Origin of the sequence: Pseudoalteromonas amylolytica (genome assembly GCF_001854605.1) — a bacterium.
In the GTDB taxonomy this organism is placed as follows: Bacteria; Pseudomonadota; Gammaproteobacteria; order Enterobacterales; family Alteromonadaceae; genus Pseudoalteromonas; species Pseudoalteromonas amylolytica.
The window spans coordinates 96,802-123,567 of sequence record NZ_MKJU01000035.1 but is presented as its reverse complement, the minus strand read 5'-3'; the positions used below and the strand labels follow the sequence as shown (position 1 = coordinate 123,567).

Sequence of the window (26,766 nt, the reverse complement as noted above, 5' to 3'; positions counted from 1 at the left end):
TAAGTAGACATTCTCATTACTTACCGTTCCCAAATTTAATAAAAATATAATTTTAGTTCCCTAAAAACAAACCTATAAGGTAGGCTATACTGACAAGCTTAAGACAAGTGCACGGAAGAGCGGAGATTTCTTGTCTAGAAGAATAAAAAACAAACTGTAACTAGGAAGTTTTTCAAAGGATCTGGTTACAAATAAAAATTTATTGGAACAATTAGGCTATGTCGCTCACTCAGTTTTCAGATGAATTTATCACCTCGAGCTTTAATTCTGAACACTATGAACTCATTCACAAAATAGGTGAAGGTGGTTTCGGTAAGGTCTTTAAAGCAAAGCATAAAAACACTAATCAACCCGTTGCCATTAAATTTCTCGCCTTAGAACCTCACTGCGAAGAACAAAAAAAACAACGCTATATTGAGCGCTTTAAACGTGAAACCGAGTTAAGTAGTCAACTTCAGCACCCACATATCGTCCGCTTGCTCGATAGAGGCCAAGTAAATGAAGATATTTTGTATGGCGTATTCGAATACGTCGAAGGCGTATCACTTCGAGAGTACTTAACTACCGAGCAAGCACTTGATTCAGTCGTCGCCACCGACGTGATGCTACAGGTGTTGGATGCGCTGATACACGCACACAGCAAAGGTATTATTCACCGCGATATTAAACCGGCCAACATCATGTTGACCAAATCCGGTGCCAAGACATACGCCAAAATTCTCGACTTTGGTATTGGTACTTTGGTAAATGAAAGCCGCCAACCGGACTTTAATACCCTAACACTCACACAAGAAACGCTGGGCACACCTTCTTACAGCGCACCAGAGCAACTGCGCGGTGAACCGGCTTCTGCTAAGTCTGATTTATACGTGTGGGGCTTAGTATTTTTAGAGTGTTTAACCGGATTGCCAGCTGTGACTGGTAACAGTATTGCGTCGATATATCATAAGCAGCTCAGTGACGTACATATTCCCATTCCCAGTGCATTACTAGGGCACCCACTGTCAGAGCTACTGCGCAGGGTACTACATAAAAACGCCACGGAGCGTGTTATCACTGGCGCTGAAATATACTCTGAACTGTCGAAAATGAATGTCTCTAACCTTGTTGGTGTACTGGCTGATGTACAGGCGCAGCATGGCTTTGATGACACCACGGTCCTTATCCGCGATGACGACCCAAACCATAGGGCTGTGCAGGAATATACCGCACTGACTGAACGCAAACAACTGACTGTACTCGCTGTAAGGCTCAGCGTTAAAGCACTTAATAATAACGACAAAGACTATGACGTTATCGACACTGTTTATAAGTCACAGCGTAATAACCTAATTGATATCGCAACCCGTTATGGTGCCTATCATGTAGGTCATTTGGCCGACACTTGCTTGTTTTACTACGGCTACCCGGTTGCCAGTGATAACGACACCCGCTTGTGCGCGCGTACAGCCCTTGAAATCGTCAGTGAGCTCAGCAAACGTAATGCCCTAATGCACGAGGCACATAATGTCGCAATCAATGTCCATTTAGGTATGCACACTGGCGTATTTGTTACCTACGCCAACGCAATTCCGGAAGGCTACAACGCTAACATTGCCGTAGCACTTGCCCGTGAAGCGGGTGAAAAGCAGATTTTGTGTACCGCTGAGTCAAGAGCCATCTTGGACTCTTACTCAGAGTTTACCTCATACGGACAAAGCCAGTTCGGCCCCATTTTTGAACCAGTTAGCGTCTACAATTTAGTGGGTGAGAGACGTGTAGAAGCCTTTGGTTTTATGCGTGGTACGCGAAATAACCATGAGCTGATCGGTCGTCATCATGAGCTTGAACAAACGCTTTCGATGATGAAACAGCAAACGGACCATACTCGCATTGCGCATATTCATGGTGAAGCGGGTATTGGTAAATCAAGGTTGCTACAAGAAATTCGTGCCAATGCACCACAGTTCCAGCACTTGGTTGCTCAGTGTTTACCCGAACACCAAAATAACGCGCTCTACCCTATTTTGACGTTAGTTCGCTACTTGTTTAATACCTCTAACCTTAACGCCAAAGCCGCCATTGAACTGTTTAGCAAATATCTAAGTGAGCAAGATGATGCGCTCAACACAGAGCAAGCACTGCCCATTTTGCTGGTTTGGCTCAATATAGATTTAGAAGACGAACTACAGCCTTCGGCACTGGCGCCGGATGCGCAAAAAGAATTGCTATACAACGGCCTAAGCGCCCTACTTTTAGCCAATCAACATGCTTTAAATGAGTTTAAACTTTACATAGTGGAAGACATTCACTGGGCAGATAGCTCAACACTTGAGTTTATTCATCACTTTGCGCAAAAGCTTGCTGGCGGTCATGTGCTACTGAGCACTTCACGACAAAAAGTACCAAGCCAGTTGCACGACCTGACCCTAATGGAAGTGAACCTACAAAAACTCACCGAGCAGGCTACGGAAGACTTTATCGTTAAGCTATTTGATGGTCGTGACGTTGAACGTAAAGTACTGGATGTACTCATCAGCCGCACAGACGGTATCCCACTGTTTATAGAAGAACTAGTGGGCATGTTGAAGCAAAAAGGCTTAGTGACAGGCAACGCAGGACGCATCGACTTTGTAAACCCAGACAAGCTTGACCAAGTACCAACCAGCTTACGTGAGTCACTACAGCAAAAGCTCGATAGCCTGCAATACGCCAAAGAAACCGCACAACTCGCCGCTACCATCGGCCGAGAGTTTGAATACGACCTGCTCGTTGCCGCCTCTCCTTTGAGCGAAAACCAAGTACAAAACGACTTAAACGAACTAGTCGCCAATGACCTTATCATCCACCAACGCAGAGTCGAGAACGACAGTTATATCTTCAAACACGCGCTGGTAAGAGATGCGGCGTATGAGAGTATGGAGCAAACCGCTAAGTCAAAGAACTATAAGGTTTTAGTTAAAACGGTTGATAACAGTTTCAAAAAAATTATAGACACGGCTCCATTTTTCTATGTCACCTGCATACACCAAAGTGGTGATACTGACAGAGCTGTAAATACCGCTATTGAATTGAGCGTAAAATATTCACTACTTGGACAATATCAACTTTCCGAACAGCTAATTACTAGCTCAATTGAGTTTGCAAAATCCACAAAAAATAACCTTTCTGTTGAGTGGCAATCTAAGCTTCGGCTCAACCTTAGCATGATTCTAATGAGTAAAAATGGCTTTGGCTCCGAGCCATACAAAGAAAACATAAGTAAGATAAATACACTTCCTATTTCAGCTTTATGCATGGAAAGTAAGCTGTCTGTGTACTTTAGTCTAATGATCAACTACGCAGTCCTATCCGAACTAAGCCTTGCAACTTTAAAAATATCTGAGTTTGAAGATGCTGAATTGATTCCAAAAACAAAACAGCCATTATATTACTTTTGCAACGCGCTTATTTACCAATCAACAAGTAGTTACTCTCTGTCTTTCGCTGACTATGAAAACGCTTTAAGTTTAATTCAGCAGTTTAGTGAACAACAAAAAAGCGAATATCAAATAACTGCTCGAAACCACTTACCCTATGAGTTAACTTCTGCTTTGTATTCACATTATGCGCTTGCTCAGTATGAGTTAGCTTTAAACTGTAATACGTTGTCTAATGATGAAAAAAGTAAACTATATGAAACAAGCTTCAATTTAATGGCTATATCGTCAACATTAGCTAGAAACAATGCCGACCCACACACACTTGCATTTAACTTATTTCATAAAGCCCAATATTTTTACTACATGGGCGACTACAGAAGAATGCTAAGAGCTCTGAAAAAAGCAAATGAAATAGCGGCTGAAAAAGAAATTATTACGTGGCAATCAATCACTGAGTTTTTGCTAGGGTGGTATCAGGCCGTAGTAGAATCAAATGCTAGCGGTATCTCGAGAATGAAACAAGGATACAGAGGCTGGAACAGAGCGGGCGCAATATCTCATAGAGGCTGGATGCATGCTTTATTTGCAGAGTCCTACGCAAAGTTAGGTTTAATTAAAATAGCCACAAAACATATGTCATTCGCAAAGCATATTTTAAACAAACACCAAGAAACACGTTATGCATTTGATATACATAGAATTACAAAAATACTGAAGGACCAACAATGAAAAGGTACTTATTACTGATCTCTCCGTTCATCTCTTTTGGCTGTTTTAGCGCTAACGATGATGCGATTAATCAGCTCCCCTCTGATTGCAGTAACTTTAATGAGCTAGCCAACAAACCTTATAAAATCTTGCCTTGTTTTTCAGCAACTCTTGGCAATAACAGAACTAATCAATCTGCAATTCGAGACGCTTACCGCCAGTTTCACGCGCTTAACTGGCCAACAGTTGATGGGAAAGTTGGACTTGCAGACTTTACGTTAGACTATACTAGTATGCCTGACACGCTTCCTGTCTGGCAATCTTGGCCCACAATACAAGAAATTGAATCTAACCTACACAATGCTTGGAGTGAAACACATACTGTTGTGCCAGAGTCTTGCCGGGTTCTTGCAGCTAAGTCCCCCGCAAGCGTGAAACAGGTAACTAATTTAAAATCTCCTTTGGTGTTGACACAGTTTCGAAACCCGCAAGATGACATTATATCGGATAGAAATGGCAACATAACTTTTTATTCCGTCCATGTGAATAAACCCGCGTTTGATTATATTCAGTCAATAAGAAACTCGCCAATCGAGCGATTTGAATTTCCCACTGGAAGTGAATATGAAAACATGCAACGTGGTGCAGTTTTTGTTAAAGCGGCGTGGAGAAAAATAGATAATAGCGAGTTTGACCAATATCACAAAGCATACGCATATATTGTACAACCAAATGAAAATGGTGTTGATGAATGCACTGCGTCCGTTGTTGGGCTTTCAGCTATGCATATTACAAGTAAGAACAATCCAAAAAATATCAACCCTTCTGAGCAGGTTTCAACAACCAACAAATGGAGCTGGGCAACCTATATTCAAGAAAACAGCGTACCAAAATTTAGTCGAAATGCATCAAATGGTCTCACATTAACCGAAAAAGATCTCATCAATGCCAATGGAAACGAGTGGGCTTACTTTAGCTTGAGCATAGATGATGTTGATAAACTATGTAAGAATAACGACTTTACGAGTGCTACTTGTCCAATTAATCAGCCTGTATGTTCTCACCCCGCAGATGGCTGCAAGCCAACTGAATTAGTAGCCCTTCCAGTCGTTCAGGACCAACAGAATTTATCCACTTACAACAATGAAACCAAGCAAAGGCTCAATACATCCGTTTGGAGTAAGTACGAGATAATAAACAATCAATGGTCTGACAGTGGCATTCCTTCCCCTACAGAACTAGCAAACCCTATACTTGAACCGTTTGAGAAACCATCATCAAGCTGTAGTTCCTGCCATAGTGAAGCTAATACCAATATTTATAAAGACTATATATTTAACTCCGGCATAAAGGCCGATACCATAAAAAACATGAATTAAAGGAAAAACAATGAACAACTCTTATAATGCAGAGGATTTATTCAGCTATTCAAATAGTTTGTGTAGCTTACAGCTAGTAGTCGCAATGGTTTTAGATGACAAACTTCAGTCTGTCACCAGTAGCATTTACCCAAGTCTTAACGACGCAGGAAATGAACAAAGATTAAAACTGAAAAATCTTTACTACGTTCCTAACTCTCAGGTAGCGATTACCAGTGATACATCAATGTATACCCTGATTTCAAATGTCTATGGGGAGTTGGGGAAGCTATCAAATGTGTATATTGATGACGCCACAGCAGACAGCTTAGTATCCCAAACAGCCAGTGAAAATGCGCAGGAACAGCTTACTCTGACTTTAGGTAATGCAGCTGTAAAGGTTGCGCTCTCAGCAGAGCATGGCATGAACTATACACCGGCTACTAAAGCCTTTGATTTTTTCGGTGATCCTAGCTTCGTGCTTTCAGACATCGAACAAAAATCTTTGGCGTTACTGGTTTTTGAGGTTGCCAATAACAATGAGCTTTACAAAACAGTTCAAACATTGATAAACGAAAACAATGAGGCAGCATTAGCTGATCAGTTCGCTAAAGTAGAGTTACCTAATAACTCTACCCTATCAAGTGATGCTAGCCAAAAGCTAGCTAGTTTAACGCTAGCTGGAAATAACGAAAAGTTAGTAACATATATAGGCACAAATATCTTTAAACCGTCTTGGTAACTAGGCATTTTACCGTCGACAAGGACATAGTCGTGGTCAACTAAGCTTGGCCACGATATTAACACTTACCCACTGGTTAGATAAACCTCTAAAAAAATCAACAAGGTTTATATATTTAGAGAAAAAAATTATGAATATATTGATGTCTCTAGGTGATATGTTCTAAACATTGTGAATGCAAAAGGAATGAAAATGAAAGAAACCGCTATAGCAACATTTCAATATCTGAAGATTTCAGCTACCAAAACTTTGGGCAAATCGAAAACATGGCATTTCTGGAAACGAACGGGTAAAGGGCGATTTTTTATGCCCCAGAAAAATGGGATGGCTTAAAGAGAAACTTAAATAACCTTAGTTAAATCAATATAATATTACCATTTAGGTGAAGTTCAGTATAATATTAATGCCCAGATGAAGTTGTGTATCAAGTTCATATGAGATGAATCATTATAAAAATAGAATAAGGACAGTAAAATGGAAGATAAATTAAATAAACTTGGTACTCGTTACGGGTTTAATGACAATGATGAAACTAAAACATCGGGCCCAAACCCAGTAGAAAATATGCTTGCGATTAGTGCATGGCACTCCGCACTAAGTCGAATGATTGCATATGCATGGAAAAACTGGGAGAACGAAAAAGAACTAGAATACATTGTTAAGTTTCCTGAGTATTACTTAGCAAAGTTTGGCTTTTTTCCACAAATTCCCGCATATCAAACCAAAGTAAGGTTCGTTATCAAAAAAGGTGACTCAGTCACATTTACTTATGGTAGCCAAACTGAAGGTGGAACGATCAAAGCGAAGGTAGAAAGCGTCGATGAAACTAAAGAAATCGTTGAACAGCTTAGTCCTTCACCAAAGTACATTGTTGAAAATGATTCACTTCCAACCAGTAGTGATATCCTATCTGTAGCTAGCTTGGTAGATGCCCCTGACGGCTCTCCAACAGATGAGCAAATTAGAGACAAACTGCGAGCGGAGCTAGGCCTAGATTACACAGACGGCAAATTTGATGACTCAAAGTTAGCCCTATATAACGGTTGGCATTTTGAGAATATGAGTGAGCTGACAGGTTGTTTTATAGTAACTATTCCACCTAAGCCAGAGTTAAGTAATTTACAGGATGAGTCAAAAAGAGCAATGATCGAAACCCAAGCGATCAACGACTTTATGGATATTTGTCGTAGCCACCCTTTTACTTCTTGTTAATGCTCAAAAAATGCAGCACACAGTGTGTGCTGCACACTATTAATTTCTAGGCTTTTTATGAAAATCTTCGACTGTGATCGGCATGTAATGGAGCCGCTCTATATTTGGGAAAAATACTTAGATAGTAAAATTTATCAGCAATACCCAGTACATTTTAAGCACAATAGCAAAAGCGATGTAGATTTACCCCCAACTTACTACATCGGTACTACTCCTATACTCAAGCATTGGAATGATGAAATTCAGCTAGAAACAGCATTGCGGCCACAAAACTCTGATGCCAGAAAACTTGCGATGTCTGGGCTTGGGCAACTTCAGAGCATGGACCAAGACGGTGTTGAAAAAGCTCTTATTTTTCCGACATTTACAGGCTATATCGTTAATCACGATAAGCTCCCGAGTGAAGTATCTCTCGCATATGCCCAAGCCTATAACCGCTGGATTTTAGACTACTGCTTGGTTGACAAAAGCCGACTTATCCCTGCTGCGATAGTGAGCCGGCAAGACCCCAGCTTACTTGCACAGCAAGTTCAGTTGATTGCACAACAAGGTTTCAAACTCATCACCATTCGCCCTGAGCCAATACAAGGGCATCACTTAGGGGAAGCCGTCTACTTAGATTTTTGGAAAGCTTGTCATCAGTTTAATATTCAAGTTGCTTTTCATGGCGGCACACACTTGCATGGAGACACCATTGGCACAAATAGGTTTAGCAGCCGATTTAGCTTACATGCTTGCTCTCACGCACTTGAGGCACAAGTCGCCTTTTTAAGTTTGCTAGAAGGTAACGTTTTTGAATTATATCCAAGTATCAAATTTATGTTTCTTGAAGCCGGTGCAGCTTGGGTCCCCTATTGGCTATGGCGGCTTGATAACATCTGTTACCCCGAGTTTCCCGCGTTAGTCAAGGACAAACTCCCTAATAAACCTTCATATTATTTTAAAAATAATTGTTATGTGAGCTTCGAATCTGGTGAACCATGTCTTGATGAAGTCGTCAATTGGATTGGCAGCGACAAACTACTTTTTGGCTCAGACTTCCCACATCCAGACCATCAAGATTTTGATCCGCAAGAGCTGACTCATGCTCAAAGCTTATCACCAGAGCTTATTGAACGTGCGCTACAAGATAACCCTATAGCATATTTTGGAGATTCTTTTGCATAACCAATTTCAAAACGAAGGGTTTCACCTTTTTGACGAGGGCGCGATAGCAGTCGAGCTTATTGATGCTGCATTTAATGCTATTCCTAGCTTATTCGATAATAAAAGTGACACAGGGCTAAGCCATTGGGGCATTGCCAAAGGTCATGAGCAAGGTGCATTGACTCGTGTGGCGCAGCCACACATTTGTAGTGAAGCTTTCTATAATCTACTCACAAAAAGCGATATTGGAACTAGTATTGCGCAAGTTTTACAATGCAGTAAACTGCGTGTTTGGGGAAGTCAGTTATATTACAAGCCTCAGGGTAACAACCCAAAAACAAACGTTGGCTGGCATCGAGACTCACAGCATATGCCCTTTTTCAAAAGCGGCGTAGCGACCTTGTGGATCCCACTGATTGATGTGACTCCCGACAGTGGTACGCTATGTTATGTGCCCAAGTCACACCATTTAAACCTCTTCGAAACGCCAACAGGCGCACAAAATCTTGACTTAGAAACAGAAGCAATTCGTGTAATGGAGCACTCAACTAGCCAATGGACTGAGCACGCTTTGACACTCTCTCGAGGGTCTTTTTCAATGCACCAATGGGATCTCATTCATGGTAGTAAAGCCAACTATGCGAATATGCCAAGAGCGGCTTTGTCTGTTGGTATTTATACCGAGCACTTAAAAGTACAAGACACTGAGAATGATTACGGCTATAAGCAAATTTTAGACAACGACTTTTATTGTCCTGTACTGTTTGAAAAATAATTAATTATGAATTTCCTTTACCTAAGCTGGCACCCTAAATTTACCGTCGCCACACACAAGAACTCTAAAGTATTACTTTCGAGTAGTTCAACTAATTACATTTTAGATATCGCTCAATTGCCGTTTATCCAGTTTATTAACGGCACATATACCGCTGCTGAAATAGAGCAAAAGCTAGAAAGTGCCTATGATAAATCCTCATTCCATTACTATTTAGATCACATGCGCAGCGCTGGCCTAGTGTATGAAACGACACATATAATCAGCGAAGCAACTGTACCTGTTGTTAAAATTATACAACCGCAAAAAAGCGCTCACTTTTCAGCTATTTTTGATACCTTAGATGTACAGCTAGTTGTGCTTACCAAAAATATTGCTCAGATAAATTACGCTCAAATACCACAGTCATCACGGTTTATCATCATTGAAGACTTTTACGACTCCTATGTTATAAGCCCAGTATTCTCGATTGATGAAACCTCACAAATTGACGCCTACATTGACGCAAGACTACACAATCTTCCACTAATTCATTTCATTGATGAGCATCAGAAGCATATTAAACTCTCATATAGCGTATACAATGAAGCATCACTCAACATATCAACGTCGTTACTACATAAATTAGCTCATCACCACAACTGTACTGTTGTGACCAATGAACAAACTCTGGAAAGCTACATAATCCCAAGCGCTGCGATCTCAAACCTGAGTGAGCAAAAAATAGAATTAGTAGACCAACCTATTGCCAATGATAAAGATGGTGGCTCCCGCGTTATTTCAGCACAATCAACGGTTGATAAGATATTGCCATATGTAAACCGCTACACGGGCCTTATTAACCAGTTATCACTGCTCACTGAAGACTCATCGCCCATAAAGATATACAGAACAGCATTTTATAAGCAAGGGTGTCGTAGTTTAGCAACCGCTAAAATAGATCATTTTAATCAAACTTGTTTGGGTAAAGGGGTGGAACCTATTCAATCCAAAGCCAGTGCATTATGTGAAGCACTTGAACGAAGAAATGCTCAATTTAGAAGCTCCGATGTAGGTCTATTCTCAACACCACAAGCTCTGAGAGCAAAGTGCTACCAGTTCCAAAATCTCACTCCCTATAGTGAGTTACAATACAAACGCTTCAATGACAAGGCCCACCCTGATTCAAAACGGCGTCAAGCTGCTAAACCATATAATGGCAGTGAGATATATTGGCAGTCATGTTGGTCACTGGCCCATAATGAGGTTGCCTACATCCCCAGTGTATTGTGCTACGCAAATACTCCATATAAAGAACAAGAATATGGTTGCTGGCACTCTAATGGATGTGCAACTGGAAACACCCTAGAAGAAGCAATATTACAAGCAACCTTCGAGCTTATCGAACGAGATGCAACCGCAATATGGTGGTATAACAAAATCAATCGACCTAGCTTTGATCTAACCAGATTAGACCCACAGTATCTCACCCCCCTTCATGACTCGTTAGACACAACCCATCACTATTGGATACTAGACATCACGAATGATTTGGGTGTGCCTGTCATGGCTGCTATAGGTAGAGACAAAAAAACTAACGGCTTGATATTTGGCTTTGGTTGCCACTTAAACCCTGAATTAGCAGCACAAAGAGCGTTGACTGAATTGTGCCAACTTATCCCAATTCGTAACCAAAACTCAGCACCATTCGACTTTGATGCTATTACACAGGAAAGCTTTCTAGACATTCATCACAATGAGAAAGAGCAATCTTACATGCTTGAGTCCACCTACAATCTTAAGCTTGATATTTTAAATATTGTTGAACACCTCAAAAGCTATGGTTTGGATATGGTTATATTGGACTATAAACGCACAGAATCACCCATGCACACAGCCAAAGTCTTCGTTCCAGGTCTTTGCCACATTTGGCCTCAACTGGGGAACCCGCGTTTATACAACACGCCAGTAAAACTTGGCTGGCTCAATGAGCCACTAACGGAGCAGACAATCAATCAGCAAGGTTTATATATCTGACATTTAATGTAAAATTGCGCCAACCTATGTAACGTTTTTAGGTGGCCATTTAGTTGGCCACATTGACAAGGAAATCCTATGAAAAAATTACTCTGTGCGGTGCTTGTAAGTGCTGCGTTTATTTCAGCACCAAGCTTTGCGGATATTGGCGTGACTGCGTACGCAGGCCAGACTTTTAGCCAAACGCTTACCACCAGCAAAGGGCAAGAGCATGAAATTGCAGACGACGCTCATTTTGCAATCAGTGTAGACAGACACATAAATGATACCAAATATGGCATCTACTACAGCTTTTTTGGCGGTGAGTTAGAAAGTAACGCCGAGCAGAAGATAGATTCAGAACTATTACTGTTTCAAAGCGCGGTATATAGACCGGTAACAGACAATCTATCAGCCTATGCTGGTGCACAGCTTGGCGCTAACTATATCACCACCAACTTTGTCGAGAAGGATACCTTCTTTGCATCAGGTTTATTTGCGGGTGTTGACTACAAACTTGCGGGCGGTTTGAGTGTGGGCTCTGAGTTAAGGTGGGTCGCAACCATCGTAAAAAACAGCTCAAAGATTAGTTGTGACAATGACCCATCAACAGATGACGGTTGCGGCTGGCACTTTGATGGCGATGTGTTGAATCAGTTTCAAGCGAGTCTCAATCTAACCTATCGCTTTTAATGAAAAAGCCCAGCTAAAAACTGGGCTTGATGGGTCAAGAAGCGAGCTGTGTATGATTACTTGTTGAATTCCTCTTTTGATAACTGGCCATCTTTGTTGATGTCCAAATCATCAAATACTTTGATAAGCTTCTCTGACATAGCTGCTTCGCTTTTGCTGATCATGCCGTCTTTATCAAGATCATAATCGCTGAAGCCACCTGCCATCGCAGCACCACTGGCCATAATTGCCACAGTTGTTACTAGTACGTTTAGCTTTTTCATCATTCTCTCCTTACATTGAAATTTACTTTATCTGTTATTGATTAATATTCGCTAAATTCTTTCTCGTTTAGCATGGCGTCTTTGTCAGTATCTAGCTTGTCAAAAGCCTCACTGAGTTCGACTGAGACGGCCGCCTCTTCTTTACTAATTAAGCCATCTTGATTTGCGTCATAATCGCTAAAACTAGCGGCTAAGGCTGCGCTGCTGCTTAAAACCAGCAAGCTACCAATAAGTGTTTTTAAACTGTTCATAATTGACTCCTATTGTTTAAACCGAGCAAACTCTCTAGGGCTCAGATCATCGCTTTGGTCGCTATCAAGCCTTGCAAATTGTTCAATCAGTGCGCTTGATATTTCGGCTTCGGAGGGCGTGATTAGCCCATTGCCATCAACGTCAAGCTCATGAAATGATAATCCTGCAGCCATTACTAATGGGGCAAAAAGTGCAATGACTGTAGCAAATGACAATGTGGTTGGGATTTGCATTGCTATGCTCCTTATATTGGCTTGGTGAGCTTTATAAAAGCTCACCACGACATCCAAAAATTAGCCCGAGAACTTCTCGTACTCTGATTGAGAAAGCTCTCCATTGCCGTCGGTATCTAAATCTTTAAATTGCGCCATTAGTTTTGGCAGTGCTTTAGACTCGCTTAAACTGATAGCGCCATTACCGTCTGTATCTAACATGTCAAAACTCGACCCTGCATTTGCCAGTAGTGACATTGAACCAAGAACGGTGAGTGATGTAGCAATAATTAAGTTTTTCATAGTTAGCTTCCTTCCGTTTGTTTAGCTCGGGTGCTTTTGCAAGTGCCTGAGCGTTTCACGATAAATTCAACCTAACTATTCCAACTTTGATGCCAAACATTAAAAGTTATTTATTTACAACAAGTTATGATTTTACACACACTTTAGTTCAGGTAAGGTTTAATGGAGGTGTTGCTATTTGGCAACAGCTTTTTGATGGTAATCGTTTAGGTATTGTATTTTCAATCAGTTAGCTTGTTGCCATTTAGCAACACCTCACTCTTACTGCGTAATACATTGCCAAGAATACGCTAAATGTGTTGCACAACACGCCTACAATTTAGAACTGCGCAAACAACAAAAAAGCAATTAATAATCAACCACTTAAAAGTAATTTTTAATATTTTATTGTGCTGAGCGCATTTGTTGCCAGATAGCAACATACGGGGATATTCAATGGAGTACAAAACGGTATGACCGTAGCGCCATCAACGAAGATATGAATATGAAAGTCTGATAACCCCCTTGGCACTTGAGTTGGCTTGCTTAGAAATCTCAATAACCGCGCAATACGCGCTTAGTTCAGGCGCTCGTATTTAAGCCAAACTGATACACTTCTAGCTTTCTAATCAACGTGTTGTAGTTGTTTATAACCTCAGGTGTAGCCTGCCCCTGACCTTTCACTGTGGCAAGACTCTCTTTCATATTGGCAATAACGTTAAAACGCTCACTGTTAGCTTGCTCAAGTGTTGTACCGCCCAGGCTACCATCATGTTCAATTAACCCGTAACGACCCGTCATAAATGCCATCTCCCCCATCGATAACACTCCTTGATCATACAAAACTTTGGCTGCATTTGACTGCTCGGCTAAGGTCATATTGGTAAAATCAAACGCTCTGTCAACGGAGCGGTTAGGCGACTGGGCAATCTTTTGCCCCTGCTGAGCGTCACTTACCGTTTGAGTATTTCGCTGGTTTTCTCTAACACTTTGATTAGTATTGGGAACCTGGTAATAGTTATTAATTCCTTGAGTGATCATGATTAATCCTTAAACTGATTACATGCATTGGTACACTCTACAAAGCAAGTTATGCTCCAGTTTTAGTCACTGTTTTCTCACCAGCCTCTGCTTAAGTCTGTGCTCACCAAACAACGTTTGTTAGCCACGCCATAAAAACATCGACGATTGCTTGTTCAACACCGTATAGGCAAATAATTCATCACTCACCTTTCTTGCTGCGCCATAACATACATGCAGTGGTAACAGATGCTCCTCACGCGGGTGGCAAAATCGCGCCTCAGGCGCTGTATGCCAATTCGCTAATAGCTGTGTACGCTGTGCTTCTGTAATATTGGTGTTGGTCAAGGTGTTACGTAGCCAAGTCTCAAATGTTTGGTTTTTTTGATTTGCGCTGTCATCTGATGAAAAAAATGCAGCCATATTATGAAACGAAAAGCCCGAGCCTATGATCAGTAGGTTCTCCCAATCTAAGCTCGCCAGTGCTTGCCCCATAGCTAAATGCTTTGTTGCATCCAATGAGCTATCTAACGATAGTTGTACACACGGAACATCCGCATCAGGAAACATCAGTTTGAGTGGCACAAACATGCCATGATCAAATCCGCGCTGCGGGTCTTTTTGTGCGTTGATACCGCTGCTTTGCAGACACTGTTGTACAGCTTGAGCCAATTGCGGCGCACCTTTACATGGGTACTGTATGTCATAGGCCGCTTTTGGGAATCCATGGTAATCATAGATTAAGTTTGGCTCGGCACCTGAGGTGAGCGTGGGAATATTTGCTTCAAAGTGGGCACTTATTAGCAAAATAGCGCTCGGCTTTGCGATTTTACCCGCCATAATTTTTAACGTATCAATCATATTTTGATGCGCGGAGTCACCTAGCAGTGGCGTTGGGCCGCCACCGTGAGCAATGTACATAATTGTGCGAGTGTTGTTCATACGCTTCTCCATAAACAAGCCAATAGGCCCAGCTGTTTGGGCCTATTTCTCTGGCTTAACTGCTATCGTTACTTGGCGAATTTTTTACTCAACCAGTTATCCATCGAGAGCTGACCTCCCCCTTGAATGGTCAATGCCAGTGTGGCGGCAAACAATGCCAGTCCAAACTCATAACCATTGTTTGACATAAATAAGCCGTTGCTAAAGTGCACGGTAAATATCGCAACCAACATAGTAAAAGCACTCACCAATGCCGCTGGGCGTGTAAGCAAGCCAGCGATTAAGGCTAAACCACCAAAAAACTCAGCGCTGCCCGCCAAAAATGCCATCAAATACCCAGGCTCTAAACCAATGCTTGCCATCCACTGCCCCGTGCCTGCAAGGCCATACCCGCCAAACCAGCCAAACAGTTTTTGTGCACCATGGGCTGCCAGAATAACCCCCACGGGAATACGTAAAACCAACGCCGCACTGCCCGCACCAGATGATAAAATTTTTAAAAGTGTTTGCTTGTTCATAATCAATTTGCTCCAAATAAGTGTCTTTAGGCTGTCTGCGTACAGCCCTGTGCTGTTAGGTATAGATTACTGCCAACTTTAAAAACCATAAAGACGTGTTATATTGAATAATTACCAACATATTGTTTATAAAACATTGGAGCTTAGATGGACCGCGTTGATTTACTCAAAGCCTTTGTAACGGTGGCAACAGAAGGCAGCTTTACCAAAGCGGCCGACAAGCTAGATACGTCAAACCAGTTGGTCAGTAAGTATGTCTCGCAGCTTGAGAGCTATTTGGGCGCACGACTTTTTAACCGCACCACAAGGCGCATTCACCTCACCGAAGCTGGCGAGCAGTGTTTGCAATACGCCAAGCATATTCTTGAAGGTATCAGCGATATGGAAGGCCATGTGGGCCAGTTTCAATTAGAAGCAAAGGGCTTGCTGCGGGTCAGCGCACCGGTGAGTTTTTCTACATTACATTTGGCCTCGTTGCTCAGAGACTTTAAGCAGGCTCACCCTGGCGTGAGTATTGACCTACAACTGAGTGACAGAAAAGTCGATGTGGTTGAAGAAGGCTTTGATGTGGCGCTGCGCATTGGCAACTTAAGTAGCTCCTCATTAGTGGCCAAAAAAATCGCCCCCATTCGCCTAGTCATGTGCGCCTCTCCCGCTTATTTAGCAGAGCATGGTGAACCCAAGCATCCAAGCGAGCTAAAAGAAGGCCACTATCTGCGATACAGCTATATGGATTACAGCCAAAACGACTCACCCCTTATTAACACCCTAAAACAGCGCAGCCAAAAAGGGGATGTGAGTTTGGTTGTCAACAATGGTGAAATACTGGCCGAGGCCGCCATTGGGGGGCAAGGTTATGTGCTACAACCGACTTTTATTGTCAGCCGAGCACTACAACAAGGCACTCTCAAAATCATTTTGAACGACTATGAGCCAGCACCAACCGCGCTGTATGCGCTCTACCCGCATCGCAAGTTAATGTCGCACAAGCTCAGAGTCTTTATAGACTTTTTGAGCAATTATTTTGGTCAACCGCCGTATTGGGATAGCTTTGAATAAAGTTGATTGAGTCCACAATCAACAGGTGTAATGCCGTGAAATATGAAACGCCTTTTCACCAAACCGTTTTGTATTATACTTTGCCATTACCCGCGACGCGCTAGGTTTTGAGTCGCAGCGAGACGATTAAAAGGACGATTATTATGGCAACTCCAACTGCAGTAAACGGCCAAATTACCGATGCCGTGACACAAGTTAATAGCAAAGTACTTGGCAATACCCACACCTGCAAAGCAAAACCTCTGACGCTGGCAGTACACTCAGCCCTTGTTGACGCTGCGCCAACCTCAGTTAACGGCCAAATCACCGATACCGTGACACAAGTTAATACCAAAGTACTTGGCGACAGCCCAGCTCAAGTGATGGGTAATCTAATGATTTACACCAGTCAGGCGCTTGCTAACGCTGCCTATAACGCCTCACAGCAACAAGCGCAGGAAGGCATCGACGAGCAAGCCGCAACTGCAATGGCAATTAGTACTTTGTTTGATGTGGATACAGCAGCATCGGGTGTGGTCATTGAGAAGATATATCACTGAGGCCATACTTATCAGGCCTCACAGTCACACTTGCATGATAAACGCTAATTGACATGTAAGATCTGCTAAGTACCTAGCAGATCTTGTATTTTTCACAGCATAGCCCACGATTTAAGACGCTAGCTGTTTTGTTGCTTCATCCGGCATAAAAAATGGCACCGATGTGCTTTTACCATCCAGCTCTACTTGATAATTCATATAATACCAAGCGTTATCACTGGCAGCTGTTGCCCGCGTATTTTTAACATCCCAATCAACAAAGCCAGAATCAGGCAGGGTATAAAGGGTACGAAGGTGCTCTCCCGTACTGGAATCCCAGTAGTATAAGTGATCATGCTCAGAAACTAACACCACAGTTTTACCGTCACTTTGGACAAAACAACGGCTTAACCTCACCCCAAGTTCATCGACTACCTTTAAACATGTTCCTGTGTTGCTATCCCAGATTCGCATTGTACTATCGTTACAGACCGAAACTATGGTCACTCCATCACCCAATACCGCACAGTCCATTACTCGATTGCTATGACCACGTAAAAGGTGTAAGCACTCTCCCGTCTGGCTATCCCACACTCGAAGTGTGCCATCATCACTGGCCGATACAACCGTTACCCCATCACCCAAAACAGCAAAAGAGTTTACATCACTGTCATGCCCTTTAAGTACCCGTAAACATTGCCCTGAGGTGCTGTCCCAAACCCGCAATGTATCATCAAAACTGCCCGACACCAGTGTTTGCCCATCACCTAGAACAATACAACCTATGACCGCCCCGTCATGCCCATCTAATACGTTGATACACTTGCCAGAGCGGCTGTCCCACAGCCTCAATGTCTCATCATCGCTACTTGATACCAAAGTCACGCCATCCCTTAACATTTCAACGTGATTAACATCATCTTCGTGCCCAACAAAAATTCGTAAACATTCTCCAGTTTGGGCGTTCCATGTTCGCAAAGTATTATCTAGGCTGGCTGATATTAAAGTCACGCCATCATCCAGCATTTTACAATCCCAAATAACTGCTTTATGCCCTACTATGTTTTCTCCAAATGTACCTGTATGAGTATCAAACAGTCGAGTTGCCCCAAAACTGTCGCTGACAGCGAACCGTTCATCCGATAACCTCTTAAACCTTGTTTGGTTTCGCAAAACCTTACCTAACATAGTTAAACAACGCCCTTGCTCACTGTCCCACACCCGCAATTGTCCGTCATGGCTCGCTGTCACGAGTGTTTTATCATCCCCAAATACCGCACAGTCAGTTAGCCAACTATATTCCACACCTAATGTGTGTACATACTCTCCTGTATCGGTATTCCACAATTCAGCGCCACCTCGACCACAGCAAACGACGGTAACACCGTCCCCTAATACAGAAATTGAATCGATGGTAGTCTCTACATCAATAGTCTGTAGACAAACCCCAGTCTGGCTATCCCACAATCTTAACGTACAGTCACGACTTGCCGAGACGATGGTTTCACCATCCCCCAACACCGCACACGCGAGCACAGGATCAGCATGGGCGACCAATGTTTGTAGGCAGGTGCCAGTTTCACTGTCCCAAATACGTAATACATGATCAGAGCCGCTAGAGACAAGTCGCTTACCATCACCTAACACAGCACAGCCGAACGCAGAGCCTTTATGTGCTGCTATTGTACGGATACAACTTCCCGTACAGGTGTTCCATACTCGCAGCTCTGCATCGTAGCTTGCAGAAATAAGTGTTGTTCCATCGCCCAAGACCGCAAAGCCATGAACTTCCTCCTTATGCCCTTTAAGTACTTCTAAGCATTCACCCGTGCGACTATCCCATAATCGCAACTCATTGCCACCCGCGGATGCGATAGTTCGGCCATCACCAAGCACAGTACACGCAGTAACACTGCTTTGGTGCCCTTGAAGTACCTTTAAACACTCCCCAGTTTGGCTGTTCCAAAGCCTTAAAGTACCGTCTGCCGATGCCGACACCACAGTGATACCATCCCCCAATACCGCACAGGCAAGTACTGCTCCTGAGTGGCCGGACAGTTCTATCTTTTGAGTAACTTGAGCGTGTAAAGTGTGAAGATGTTTTTGCTTATTGATAATGGTTGGCGTTGGTTGCGGCGCACAATAATACTGCTGCGTATGGCGTGTACTTGCCCCCTCTAAGTCTACGCTTTGCATATTACTGCGATAATACATACAGCTGGTAAGGTTGGCACCGCTAAAGTTACTGCCTACTAGTTGGCAGTGCTCAAAGCTGGCTTGGGTGAGGTTGGCGTAGGTAAATTTAGCACGGTGCAACACTAGGTTGGCAAATTTAACGCGGCGCAAGCTGGCCCCGCTAAAATCCGCATTGACTAAAGACAGTTCAGTATCTGGAGTAATTTCCAAGTCATCAAGGTTAGCACCAGTTAAGTTGATGCTCGCCAAGTTGGGTGGGGTAAACCCTAAGCGCTGTGACAACAGCGCAAAGTGTAAAATATTTTCGCTAACTTGTGGGCGGTATTCCCGCTTCCAACCACTGAGGTTTTGCAGCAAGTGCTTGTTATTTGGCTCAGCCAACAACTGAGCCAAAAACGCCAAGGTTTCTTGGCTTGGTTGGCTCATGGCCCAAAGCGCTGGACGCTCAGTTTCTATGGCATGTAACAAGTAATTGGCTAAGAAAAACTCTTGCAAAGAGGTGTGCGCAAAGCGAAAACGACTATCTGATTTTCTATCGTCGCGGCTTAAAAAGGTGGCTGTACGCAAGTCTTCTTCTAGCAGCTCAGGCGAAATCTTGCCATAACGGGCTTCCAGCGAGGGTTGCTCTACTAACCACTGATGAAACCAATCCTGAATATCTGTGGCAGGCAGTGCACGCTGGCCTTTGTGCCATAAAAACGCCGCTAAATGGGATGCCAACAGCTTTTTATGGGCTGGATTAATATGATGCTTACCATCATCACGGTCTAACCAGCGGTTTACCATCATTTGGTATAACCCCACACCACTGACGCTTTCCCCAAGCTTACGCTTTTGCTCAATTTGTGGGATCAACTCACTCACCAACTTTAAGGTATAGGGGCGTTTACTAAGGTCAGTTAAATCATGCACCGAGGCAATCATGGCCAGAATATCATCGGGGTCTAGGCCGGGTAGGCTGTGGCGCAGGTAGGTGATAATTTGCTGCTCGTTAAAGGGCAGCAAAATCATGGCTTCAATTCTGTCAGTTTTATAGCCGCCCCGCTCACTATTGGTAAAGTGATCAATCTGCTGGTGCAGTGACGGGAAGTACTGAGTGCGGCACGACAACAACATTTTGATATTTTGTTCTGGCAAACGTAGTTTTAAGTCGGTTAAAAACTTAAACAATTGATTAGTAAAGCGCTGACCACCATTATCGGTGAGTTTGACCAACACTTCATCCAAGCCATCAAAAATCAACAGTACACCAAATTGTTTTGCCCAGCGCTCAATATCCAGCAGCGTAAATTTGCTGTGATCCGCTGTGCCAAACCAACCATGCTGTACACAATCTTCGATGATTTTTTCAATATTGGGCACCTTAGCATCGCTTAGGTTTTCAACATGGCGTAAATCAAAATACAATGAAACGGGGTAGTTTTTATCATCCTGATGCGCCTTGCGCATTGCTTGGTCAAACATCTGGCAATTTATGGTTTTGCCCATGCCATATTCGCCCAGCAAAGCAAACGCATCTTTATCATCACGAAAAACCCACTCCATCAGCGCTTGTTGCAAAGGCATACCACCAAGTTCTGGGGCTTCATCATCACGATGTAATTCAGCTTTATTGAGCGATGTTTGCACCGCTAATGCATCATCCACCGTGAAATCAGTATTGTTTAAATCATGGCAAAGCGCTTCAAACCTATCGGGCCCGATATCTGCTTCTGGCTTTTTAGGTGGGAACTCACCGTCTGGTTTATTAGGGTAAGGTGAACAAAGCGCCAACGCTTCTTTAACAACTTTTGCCGCGTGTCTGGCTGCTAAAGCCTGATCTTGCTCCTTGCTGCCACTGTTTTTATGACCATCGGCAAAATCACAAATGGCTTTGACCACAATCCAGTCTAAATTGGCGCGAGCAGCAGCAGTGTAAAGCCCTGTGCCCTCCATTTCACCGCCAATGGCCTCTGGGGCGTGACCTTTGAGGTCGTTTAGAAAGCCCGCTGAGTCAATGAGTTTATCGCCGGTAAACATCCCGCCAAAACGCAGCTCTGGAAAATCGTGAGCTTTGCTTGCTAGCAAATGATGGTGAAGCTGTTTGAATGCCATCAGTAATTTATGGCTTGCCGCGGGGCGAGCCCCCCTAAGTAGGCTACTACCATCAGGGTTAACGCGCGCCAACTCGTATGGAATTAAATACTCTGAAACCAGTACATCACCCACATTTTGCTTTGCCTTGTTGATACCAAACGCAATACCCACTGCAATCACCGCCTTGGGCTGCCACGCAGCAATTGCTGCTTCAGCAGATTGCAGTGCACCTATGGTCGCTTGTGCTGAATGCAGTAATACCACTTTGTGACCACTGACCAAACCCAGTCGATAGTACAGACGGTCTTTTTTCACCAAGCCTTGCTCAGCGCCATTACAGCCAAACTCTTGTAAGCACTGTTGTAGCTCGTGCTCGTTAAAAGTCAGCAATACAATATCTGCCTTATCAACAAAGGTGGCCTGTTGATCTGTCGTCAATACCGCTTCTGCGATGGAGTCCAGCTCTTTGGTGTAGGGTTTAGGAAGCTCTGTTTGCTGCGCCTCAAACCAAACCTCACGCTTGCCTGCCAATTTTTTATCTGCCGTGATCTCCAAGCTTACTGAGCTGCCTTGTTCCTCAAACTTTTCATTTAGCTGTGAAATCAAACGATTTAACGACGCATTTGCCGAGGCGCTCGTGTTAAACACAAACAAGTGCTCGTGAATATCTGCCACTTGCACGGTGCCCTCTGGGCTTAAAATATCGAGCAATTCATCAATTTTTTTAGCAAACGCGGGCTTAAGTGACCCTCGTATTTTATCGACAGCGTTACGTGCTAGGGTGGGTTTAAGAATAGGCATGGCAGACTCCTTTTTAAGTAATGCTTAAAAAGTACACCGCACTTGTTCAATCGTCAAGAGTTTTTTGCTTGAATTGTTTGATATAACTCATTTCAAACAATTTGTTTAATTTTTGAGAATAACACAAAAACAAAAAAGCCTGGCAAGGCCAGGCTTTGGGACGAGATAAAACTCTCCTAGGGGTTACTTGTTAAATTCATCCTCTGACAGTTCCCCGTCTTTGTTCGAGTCTAACTCGTTGAACACTTTCATTAAGCTTTCAGAAGCTGATGCTTCGCTTTTGCTGATCACGCCATCTTTGTCAGTGTCAAAATCTGCAAAGTTTGCAGCCATTGCGCCTGCGCTGCTCATCATTAGCATTGATGCCATAAGTGCATTAATTGCTTTCATCTCCACGTCTCCTATTTTTTAAATTGCGCGAATTCTACTGGGGTAAGTTCGTTGTCTTTATTGCTGTCCAGATCACGGTACTGTTTAGCAAGTTGCTCAGAAGCCTGTGCTTCTGTTGGGCTGATCACACCGTCATTGTCACTGTCTAGTGTTTGGAATGTTAGGTCTGCTGCAAAAGCAACAGCGCTAATTAAAGAAGCTGACGTCAAAGTAAAAACGTGTGTTAGTTTCATGTTGTACTCCAATTTATATTTTTATACTGCTATCTGGGCTTGATATAGGGGAGCTGTAAACTGTTACTCGCTCTTGAAGTTAGCAAACTCTTCAGCGCTTAGTGAGCCATTTGCATCTACGTCTAGCTCTTTAAACTTAGCCGCTAAGCTTGTTAACGCTTGTGCTTCACTTTGACTGATTGCACCGTCTTTATCTGCATCTAATGCTGTAAATACTTCAGAAGCCTGAGCCGTTGCTGATGCAGCCATAGCGGAAAATGCGATTGTGATAAACTTGTTTTTCATCATCTGATTCCTTATTTTTTTGCTCAAAGTCAACTCAGCGCCTACTCGCTGGTGACCGTTTGCGGCTGATATCTAATGTCGCCAATCTGTGAGCGGTTAATGTGTTCGCTGTGACTATTCCAACTTTGATGCCAAAATTAAAATTCCATTTATAAACAATAAGTTATAAAAAACACCTGCAAATAATTCAGTTTCAATTAAGGCTGGCTGTTGCTTAATAGCAACACACCACTCAACCTAACTTTAAAATTTCAATTTTATCAACTAGTTAGATTGTTGCATTTTGGCGACACACGGTTTTGAAGGAAGCAACTCATGGGTACAGTACGTTTGAAATGGCCTAAAATCCTGCACTTCGCGCAGATTAAAAACTCGCCATCTAAGTTTTTTTCTCAATCACTCAGTCAACAGGCTAGACTGGCGATGCTGCTAGCGCTCGTTCCAATTGTTATTTTAGCCCTGTGGTACGCTCAACAAACAGCGCATCAGCAACAAAAAATAAACGAGATATATAATAAAAATCAGCTACTTATACTTTCTTTCAATGCCTTAAAAAGTGATATTTCGGCACTTGAGAAAGCACATCTCAATAATCAATTGCTCAATAACGCCGAGCTGCAAAAAAGTATTGAAAGCAAGTGGCAAACCACCAAAAAGCGCATCGATTTTTTAAAAAGTTCATACCCAATTGAGAAACTGGTTGCCAAATGGCAACAGTTACAATTACTCACTCCGAGTGAGCAAGCTTTAGAAGTAGACTACGGGCAATTACAGCGACAACTATTGGCTATAGAGCAACCATTTCAGAATGTGCTAGAGGCAAAACTTGAGCGACAAGCACAACAGCTCGCTCAACTTAACCAGTATTTTTTATTTGGGCTGTTCATCCTTATCCCGCTGTTGGTTGTGATCAGTTTATTGGTGATCCGCCGAGTGACACGTCAGCTTAGTGCGCTTGAAGAGGTTATCTGGCAGCTTGGTGAAGGCCGTTTTGACACGCCAATTAATTTACATGGCAGTGAAGAATTTGTGGCCTTAGGTAAAGAACTGGATTGGCTGCGAGAAGAATTGCAACGCAGTCACAAACAAAAAGAGACCTTTTTGCGCCACGTAAGCCACGAGCTGAAAACCCCACTGGCATCATTAACCGAAGGAAATAGCTTGCTGCAAAGCGGCAGCTTTGGTGCGATTTCATCGCCTCAACAGCGTATTATTAACATCATGGATGGCGCTTTGACCCGTTTAGCAACTTTGATTGATGATTTGCTCAACTACAGTGCTGCAAGCCATCCTCTGGCGCAACAACAGCACCCTTTCGCCCATATAAAAGACGAATTACTAAAACACTTTGCACTACAAATTGATGAATCGAACATTGAACTAAAATGGCGAGATAAAAGTGAGCAAACATGCCTGCCCTATTTACCCGTGAAGTTAATACTCACACAACTGATTGGTAATGCATTGCAATACGCCAACTCAACCATTGAAGTTAAATATTGCGTCGTTCATAACGATGTCTTTATCGACGTAAAAGATGATGGGCCGGGTATTGAGCTGTCTGAACAACACAAACTTACCCAACCGTTTTACCGTGGCAAACACAGCGAAAATCATGTTGGTAGCGGTCTGGGGTTAGCCATTGTGTCCGAATGTGTAAAGCAGCTAAAAGGCACGATAAGGTGGCAGCATGCCAAGCAAGGCTGCCATATCTGTATCCAATTTCCAAGCTATGGAGCACCGACAAATGCGTAATCTAATAACAATACTAATGATATGTACTTTGTCCGCATGTCAGGCCATTTCTTCATCGGTTGGTCATGTCAATTTTGTTGGACCGAGTAACAGCAAACAATCTGAATTTGCGCCATTGACGACTTTAGTCACAGCACATCAAAGTGCTTGTGACAACGGCACAGCCAAACAGCTTGTTGGCTATCGAGCTTACCTACAACTCAATGAGTTTTTACAAGCTTTTTGTTCGACACGCTCAACCACAACTCAGCTGCGCCTCATCGCACAGTTACACCAACAAAACGACTGGCCACAGGATTACCTGAGTTATTTTGCCATGCTGCATCAACATATCACTACGTTGCGACAGTACAAGCTTGAGAATATTGCACTTAAAAAGCAATTAACCGAACAGCAAAATGCTTTACATAGCGTAGAGTTGGCACTTAGCAACCTCAAGCAAAAACTGGCGCAAATAGAGCAACAACGTCTGTTATCCCCCTCTCATACTGATACAGAAACTGACAGTAACCCATTAGGAGAACAACAATGAGCAGAAATACTATTTTATTGGTTGATGACGATGCATCACTCATTGAATTGTTAGCGATGCGTTTAGAAGCGAACAATTATCACGTTCTCACCGCACACAGAGGTACTCAAGCGCTGCAAATCTTGCAGCAAAGTGTGGTCGACTTGGTGATCACTGACTTACGTATGGCCCACATGGATGGCTTTGAGCTTTTTGAAAATATCAAAAAGAACCATGTTGGCCTGCCTGTGATCATGATGACCGCCCATGGCTCAATCCCCGATGCGGTTGACGCCATGCAGCAGGGATTTGTAAGTTTTCTAAGTAAACCCATCGAAAGCAAGGCATTACTTGAAGCTATCGAAAACACCTTAAAAAATAACAAAAAGCGCGATGGTGCGACCAATCGCAATCACTTTCATGGCTTAGTCTATCAAAGCACAGCCATGCATCAGGTTGTACAACATATACAAGCATTGGCACCTAGCCAAGCCAATATTCTCATTCAAGGCGCCAGCGGCACGGGTAAAGAAGTCACCGCGAATGCCATTCACAAAGCCAGTAACTACTGTGATGGTCCATTTATTGCCATTAACTGTGGGGCTGTGCCCGCTCACTTGCTTGAGTCGGAGCTATTCGGCCATAAAAAAGGGGCATTCACGGGCGCGATGCAAGATAAAGTGGGCCTAGTACAAAGCGCCAATGGCGGTACATTATTTCTAGATGAAATAGGTGATATGCCAATGGACCTGCAAGTCAAGCTACTGAGGGTGTTACAAGAAAGAACTGTGCGTCCGGTCGGTGGCCAAGTTGAGCAAAGTGTAGACATTCGATTTGTCTCTGCCAGCCATAAAAATCTCCAGCAAGCTGTCGCGGATAAAGAGTTCAGAGAAGATCTGTACTATCGACTCAATGTGGTGTCTATTCATCTGCCAGCATTAAAAGATCGCCCCGAAGACATTCCACTGCTGGCCAATCGTTTTGTTAACCGTATCAGTGGTGGCCAGAAAGTGATCAGCCCGCAAGCGATGACATGCCTGCTTAACTACCATTGGCCCGGCAACGTTAGACAGCTCAATAACATTGTTGAACATGCAGTGGCACTGAGTTCAGGTAAACTGATCACCGCTGATATTATTGAAAACGCGATCCCCGAACTTGGTCAAGCCAGCTTTAAGGGCCTAAATGACGCCAAAAAGCAGTTTGAGTATGACTATATTCAAAAAGTTTTGTCTTTATGTCAGGGCAATGTAGCGGAAGCTGCCAAATTGGCGCAGCGCAATCGATCTGACTTTTATAAGCTGCTCAAAAAACATCAAATAAGTTGCTAGAAAATATAGCGAAACTGGGCGTTAGTCGTTATTGTATCTATACTGTAACAAACGCTATGGGCAACATACATGCACTTAGCCTAAAAACGCAT

Annotated in this window: 25 protein-coding genes; 14 read left to right on the top strand and 11 right to left on the bottom strand. The window is 43.1% G+C overall.

All coding sequences use genetic code 11. The annotated features are described in order from the left end of the window. The first annotated feature begins 218 nt into the window (after positions 1-218). The 9 genes from BET10_RS19775 (at position 219) to BET10_RS19740 (ending at position 12,030) form a co-directional block, all read left to right on the top strand. Positions 219-4,130: a TOMM system kinase/cyclase fusion protein gene (locus BET10_RS19775; RefSeq protein ID WP_083330621.1), complete on the top strand. Its 3,912-nt coding sequence runs from the start codon at positions 219-221 to the stop codon at positions 4,128-4,130. Beyond that, on the top strand, positions 4,127-5,488 hold the full coding sequence (locus BET10_RS19770) for a hypothetical protein (RefSeq protein ID WP_070987642.1): 1,362 nt from the start codon (positions 4,127-4,129) through the stop codon (positions 5,486-5,488). Before BET10_RS19775 ends, BET10_RS19770 begins: the two co-directional genes overlap by 4 nt. A gap of 10 nt (positions 5,489-5,498) precedes the next feature. Further along, a complete protein-coding gene (locus BET10_RS19765; RefSeq protein WP_070987640.1) occupies positions 5,499-6,209 on the top strand; it encodes a hypothetical protein in 711 nt (236 codons plus the stop codon). Between the two features lie 192 nt (positions 6,210-6,401). Continuing rightward, positions 6,402-6,542, top strand: a complete 141-nt coding sequence (locus tag BET10_RS21650; RefSeq protein ID WP_170829188.1) for a hypothetical protein — start codon at positions 6,402-6,404, stop codon at positions 6,540-6,542. 141 nt (positions 6,543-6,683) lie between these two features. Beyond that, positions 6,684-7,421, top strand: coding sequence for a hypothetical protein (locus tag BET10_RS19760; protein ID WP_070987638.1), 738 nt, complete (start codon positions 6,684-6,686; stop codon positions 7,419-7,421). Positions 7,422-7,478: 57 nt separating this feature from the next. Continuing rightward, positions 7,479-8,588 carry an amidohydrolase family protein gene (locus BET10_RS19755; protein ID WP_070987636.1) on the top strand — a complete coding sequence of 370 codons (1,110 nt, stop codon included), beginning with the start codon at positions 7,479-7,481 and terminating at the stop codon, positions 8,586-8,588. Then, positions 8,581-9,342, top strand: coding sequence for a phytanoyl-CoA dioxygenase family protein (locus BET10_RS19750; RefSeq protein WP_070987634.1), 762 nt, complete (start codon positions 8,581-8,583; stop codon positions 9,340-9,342). Before BET10_RS19755 ends, BET10_RS19750 begins: the two co-directional genes overlap by 8 nt. Positions 9,343-9,348: 6 nt before the next feature. Next, on the top strand, positions 9,349-11,358 hold the full coding sequence (locus BET10_RS19745; protein ID WP_070987632.1) for a YcaO-like family protein: 2,010 nt from the start codon (positions 9,349-9,351) through the stop codon (positions 11,356-11,358). Positions 11,359-11,436: 78 nt separating this feature from the next. After that, positions 11,437-12,030 carry an outer membrane beta-barrel protein gene (locus BET10_RS19740; protein WP_070987628.1) on the top strand — a complete coding sequence of 198 codons (594 nt, stop codon included), beginning with the start codon at positions 11,437-11,439 and terminating at the stop codon, positions 12,028-12,030. Between the two features lie 56 nt (positions 12,031-12,086). Here BET10_RS19740 and BET10_RS19735 read toward each other — a convergent pair whose 3' ends face one another. The 7 genes from BET10_RS19735 to BET10_RS19705 all read right to left on the bottom strand — a co-directional run bounded on the left by BET10_RS19735 (position 12,087) and on the right by BET10_RS19705 (position 15,519). After that, complete coding sequence (locus BET10_RS19735) at positions 12,087-12,293, bottom strand: calmodulin (RefSeq protein WP_070987626.1); 207 nt, start codon at positions 12,291-12,293, stop codon at positions 12,087-12,089. 41 nt (positions 12,294-12,334) lie between these two features. Beyond that, positions 12,335-12,544, bottom strand: a complete 210-nt coding sequence (locus BET10_RS19730; protein WP_070987625.1) for an EF-hand domain-containing protein — start codon at positions 12,542-12,544, stop codon at positions 12,335-12,337. A 9-nt stretch (positions 12,545-12,553) separates the two neighbouring features. Further along, positions 12,554-12,778, bottom strand: a complete 225-nt coding sequence (locus BET10_RS19725; RefSeq protein WP_070987623.1) for an EF-hand domain-containing protein — start codon at positions 12,776-12,778, stop codon at positions 12,554-12,556. Between the two features lie 60 nt (positions 12,779-12,838). Beyond that, positions 12,839-13,060: an EF-hand domain-containing protein gene (locus BET10_RS19720; RefSeq protein WP_070987621.1), complete on the bottom strand. Its 222-nt coding sequence runs from the start codon at positions 13,058-13,060 to the stop codon at positions 12,839-12,841. A gap of 561 nt (positions 13,061-13,621) precedes the next feature. Further along, positions 13,622-14,080 (bottom strand): hypothetical protein, encoded by a 459-nt coding sequence (locus BET10_RS19715; RefSeq protein ID WP_070987619.1) that lies wholly within the window; start codon positions 14,078-14,080, stop codon positions 13,622-13,624. 120 nt (positions 14,081-14,200) lie between these two features. Then, positions 14,201-15,001 (bottom strand): DODA-type extradiol aromatic ring-opening family dioxygenase, encoded by an 801-nt coding sequence (locus BET10_RS19710; protein WP_070987617.1) that lies wholly within the window; start codon positions 14,999-15,001, stop codon positions 14,201-14,203. A 68-nt stretch (positions 15,002-15,069) separates the two neighbouring features. After that, on the bottom strand, positions 15,070-15,519 hold the full coding sequence (locus tag BET10_RS19705; protein WP_070987616.1) for a DoxX family protein: 450 nt from the start codon (positions 15,517-15,519) through the stop codon (positions 15,070-15,072). Positions 15,520-15,666: 147 nt separating this feature from the next. Here BET10_RS19705 and BET10_RS19700 point away from each other — a divergent pair, with 147 nt between their 5' ends. Continuing rightward, complete coding sequence (locus tag BET10_RS19700; RefSeq protein WP_070987614.1) at positions 15,667-16,578, top strand: LysR family transcriptional regulator; 912 nt, start codon at positions 15,667-15,669, stop codon at positions 16,576-16,578. A gap of 248 nt (positions 16,579-16,826) precedes the next feature. Next, entirely contained in the window at positions 16,827-17,117 is a 291-nt protein-coding gene (locus BET10_RS19695; RefSeq protein WP_070987830.1) for a RebB family R body protein, read from the top strand. A 111-nt stretch (positions 17,118-17,228) separates the two neighbouring features. On the opposite strand, the gene BET10_RS19690 is transcribed toward BET10_RS19695, so the two are convergent. The 4 genes from BET10_RS19690 to BET10_RS19675 all read right to left on the bottom strand — a co-directional run bounded on the left by BET10_RS19690 (position 17,229) and on the right by BET10_RS19675 (position 23,080). Continuing rightward, a complete protein-coding gene (locus tag BET10_RS19690) occupies positions 17,229-22,169 on the bottom strand; it encodes a phosphorylase family protein (RefSeq protein WP_070987612.1) in 4,941 nt (1,646 codons plus the stop codon). A 183-nt stretch (positions 22,170-22,352) separates the two neighbouring features. Next, the gene (locus tag BET10_RS19685) at positions 22,353-22,559 is read right to left on the bottom strand and encodes an EF-hand domain-containing protein (protein WP_070987610.1); all 207 of its coding nucleotides are present in this window, start codon (positions 22,557-22,559) and stop codon (positions 22,353-22,355) included. Between the two features lie 11 nt (positions 22,560-22,570). Next, positions 22,571-22,792: an EF-hand domain-containing protein gene (locus BET10_RS19680; RefSeq protein WP_070987608.1), complete on the bottom strand. Its 222-nt coding sequence runs from the start codon at positions 22,790-22,792 to the stop codon at positions 22,571-22,573. A 63-nt stretch (positions 22,793-22,855) separates the two neighbouring features. Further along, positions 22,856-23,080: an EF-hand domain-containing protein gene (locus BET10_RS19675; protein WP_420820131.1), complete on the bottom strand. Its 225-nt coding sequence runs from the start codon at positions 23,078-23,080 to the stop codon at positions 22,856-22,858. Positions 23,081-23,392: 312 nt separating this feature from the next. Here BET10_RS19675 and BET10_RS19670 point away from each other — a divergent pair, with 312 nt between their 5' ends. The 3 genes from BET10_RS19670 to BET10_RS19660 are packed head-to-tail and all read left to right on the top strand — an operon-like array spanning position 23,393 to position 26,674. Further along, complete coding sequence (locus BET10_RS19670; protein WP_083330618.1) at positions 23,393-24,832, top strand: HAMP domain-containing sensor histidine kinase; 1,440 nt, start codon at positions 23,393-23,395, stop codon at positions 24,830-24,832. Further along, positions 24,825-25,364, top strand: a complete 540-nt coding sequence (locus tag BET10_RS19665; RefSeq protein WP_070987604.1) for a hypothetical protein — start codon at positions 24,825-24,827, stop codon at positions 25,362-25,364. Before BET10_RS19670 ends, BET10_RS19665 begins: the two co-directional genes overlap by 8 nt. Further along, positions 25,361-26,674: a sigma-54-dependent transcriptional regulator gene (locus BET10_RS19660; protein WP_070987602.1), complete on the top strand. Its 1,314-nt coding sequence runs from the start codon at positions 25,361-25,363 to the stop codon at positions 26,672-26,674. Before BET10_RS19665 ends, BET10_RS19660 begins: the two co-directional genes overlap by 4 nt. The last annotated feature ends 92 nt before the right edge of the window (positions 26,675-26,766 follow it).

Excerpts from the sequence above, each read along its gene's own strand:
- BET10_RS19770 (WP_070987642.1), top strand. The coding sequence starts at position 4,127 with ATGAAAAGGTACTTATTACTGATCTCTCCGTTCATCTCTTTTGGCTGT.
- BET10_RS19710 (WP_070987617.1), bottom strand. The coding sequence starts at position 15,001 with ATGAACAACACTCGCACAATTATGTACATTGCTCACGGTGGCGGCCCA.
- BET10_RS19725 (WP_070987623.1), bottom strand. The coding sequence starts at position 12,778 with ATGCAAATCCCAACCACATTGTCATTTGCTACAGTCATTGCACTTTTT.
- BET10_RS19730 (WP_070987625.1), bottom strand. The coding sequence starts at position 12,544 with ATGAACAGTTTAAAAACACTTATTGGTAGCTTGCTGGTTTTAAGCAGC.
- BET10_RS19705 (WP_070987616.1), bottom strand. The coding sequence starts at position 15,519 with ATGAACAAGCAAACACTTTTAAAAATTTTATCATCTGGTGCGGGCAGT.
- BET10_RS19755 (WP_070987636.1), top strand. The coding sequence starts at position 7,479 with ATGAAAATCTTCGACTGTGATCGGCATGTAATGGAGCCGCTCTATATT.
- BET10_RS19775 (WP_083330621.1), top strand. The coding sequence starts at position 219 with ATGTCGCTCACTCAGTTTTCAGATGAATTTATCACCTCGAGCTTTAAT.
- BET10_RS19670 (WP_083330618.1), top strand. The coding sequence starts at position 23,393 with ATGGGTACAGTACGTTTGAAATGGCCTAAAATCCTGCACTTCGCGCAG.
- BET10_RS19745 (WP_070987632.1), top strand. The coding sequence starts at position 9,349 with ATGAATTTCCTTTACCTAAGCTGGCACCCTAAATTTACCGTCGCCACA.
- BET10_RS19765 (WP_070987640.1), top strand. The coding sequence starts at position 5,499 with ATGAACAACTCTTATAATGCAGAGGATTTATTCAGCTATTCAAATAGT.
- BET10_RS19685 (WP_070987610.1), bottom strand. The coding sequence starts at position 22,559 with ATGAAAGCAATTAATGCACTTATGGCATCAATGCTAATGATGAGCAGC.
- BET10_RS19715 (WP_070987619.1), bottom strand. The coding sequence starts at position 14,080 with ATGATCACTCAAGGAATTAATAACTATTACCAGGTTCCCAATACTAAT.
- BET10_RS19760 (WP_070987638.1), top strand. The coding sequence starts at position 6,684 with ATGGAAGATAAATTAAATAAACTTGGTACTCGTTACGGGTTTAATGAC.
- BET10_RS19740 (WP_070987628.1), top strand. The coding sequence starts at position 11,437 with ATGAAAAAATTACTCTGTGCGGTGCTTGTAAGTGCTGCGTTTATTTCA.
- BET10_RS19680 (WP_070987608.1), bottom strand. The coding sequence starts at position 22,792 with ATGAAACTAACACACGTTTTTACTTTGACGTCAGCTTCTTTAATTAGC.
- BET10_RS19690 (WP_070987612.1), bottom strand. The coding sequence starts at position 22,169 with ATGCCTATTCTTAAACCCACCCTAGCACGTAACGCTGTCGATAAAATA.
- BET10_RS19735 (WP_070987626.1), bottom strand. The coding sequence starts at position 12,293 with ATGAAAAAGCTAAACGTACTAGTAACAACTGTGGCAATTATGGCCAGT.
- BET10_RS19700 (WP_070987614.1), top strand. The coding sequence starts at position 15,667 with ATGGACCGCGTTGATTTACTCAAAGCCTTTGTAACGGTGGCAACAGAA.
- BET10_RS21650 (WP_170829188.1), top strand. The coding sequence starts at position 6,402 with ATGAAAGAAACCGCTATAGCAACATTTCAATATCTGAAGATTTCAGCT.
- BET10_RS19665 (WP_070987604.1), top strand. The coding sequence starts at position 24,825 with ATGCGTAATCTAATAACAATACTAATGATATGTACTTTGTCCGCATGT.
- BET10_RS19675 (WP_420820131.1), bottom strand. The coding sequence starts at position 23,080 with ATGATGAAAAACAAGTTTATCACAATCGCATTTTCCGCTATGGCTGCA.
- BET10_RS19720 (WP_070987621.1), bottom strand. The coding sequence starts at position 13,060 with ATGAAAAACTTAATTATTGCTACATCACTCACCGTTCTTGGTTCAATG.
- BET10_RS19660 (WP_070987602.1), top strand. The coding sequence starts at position 25,361 with ATGAGCAGAAATACTATTTTATTGGTTGATGACGATGCATCACTCATT.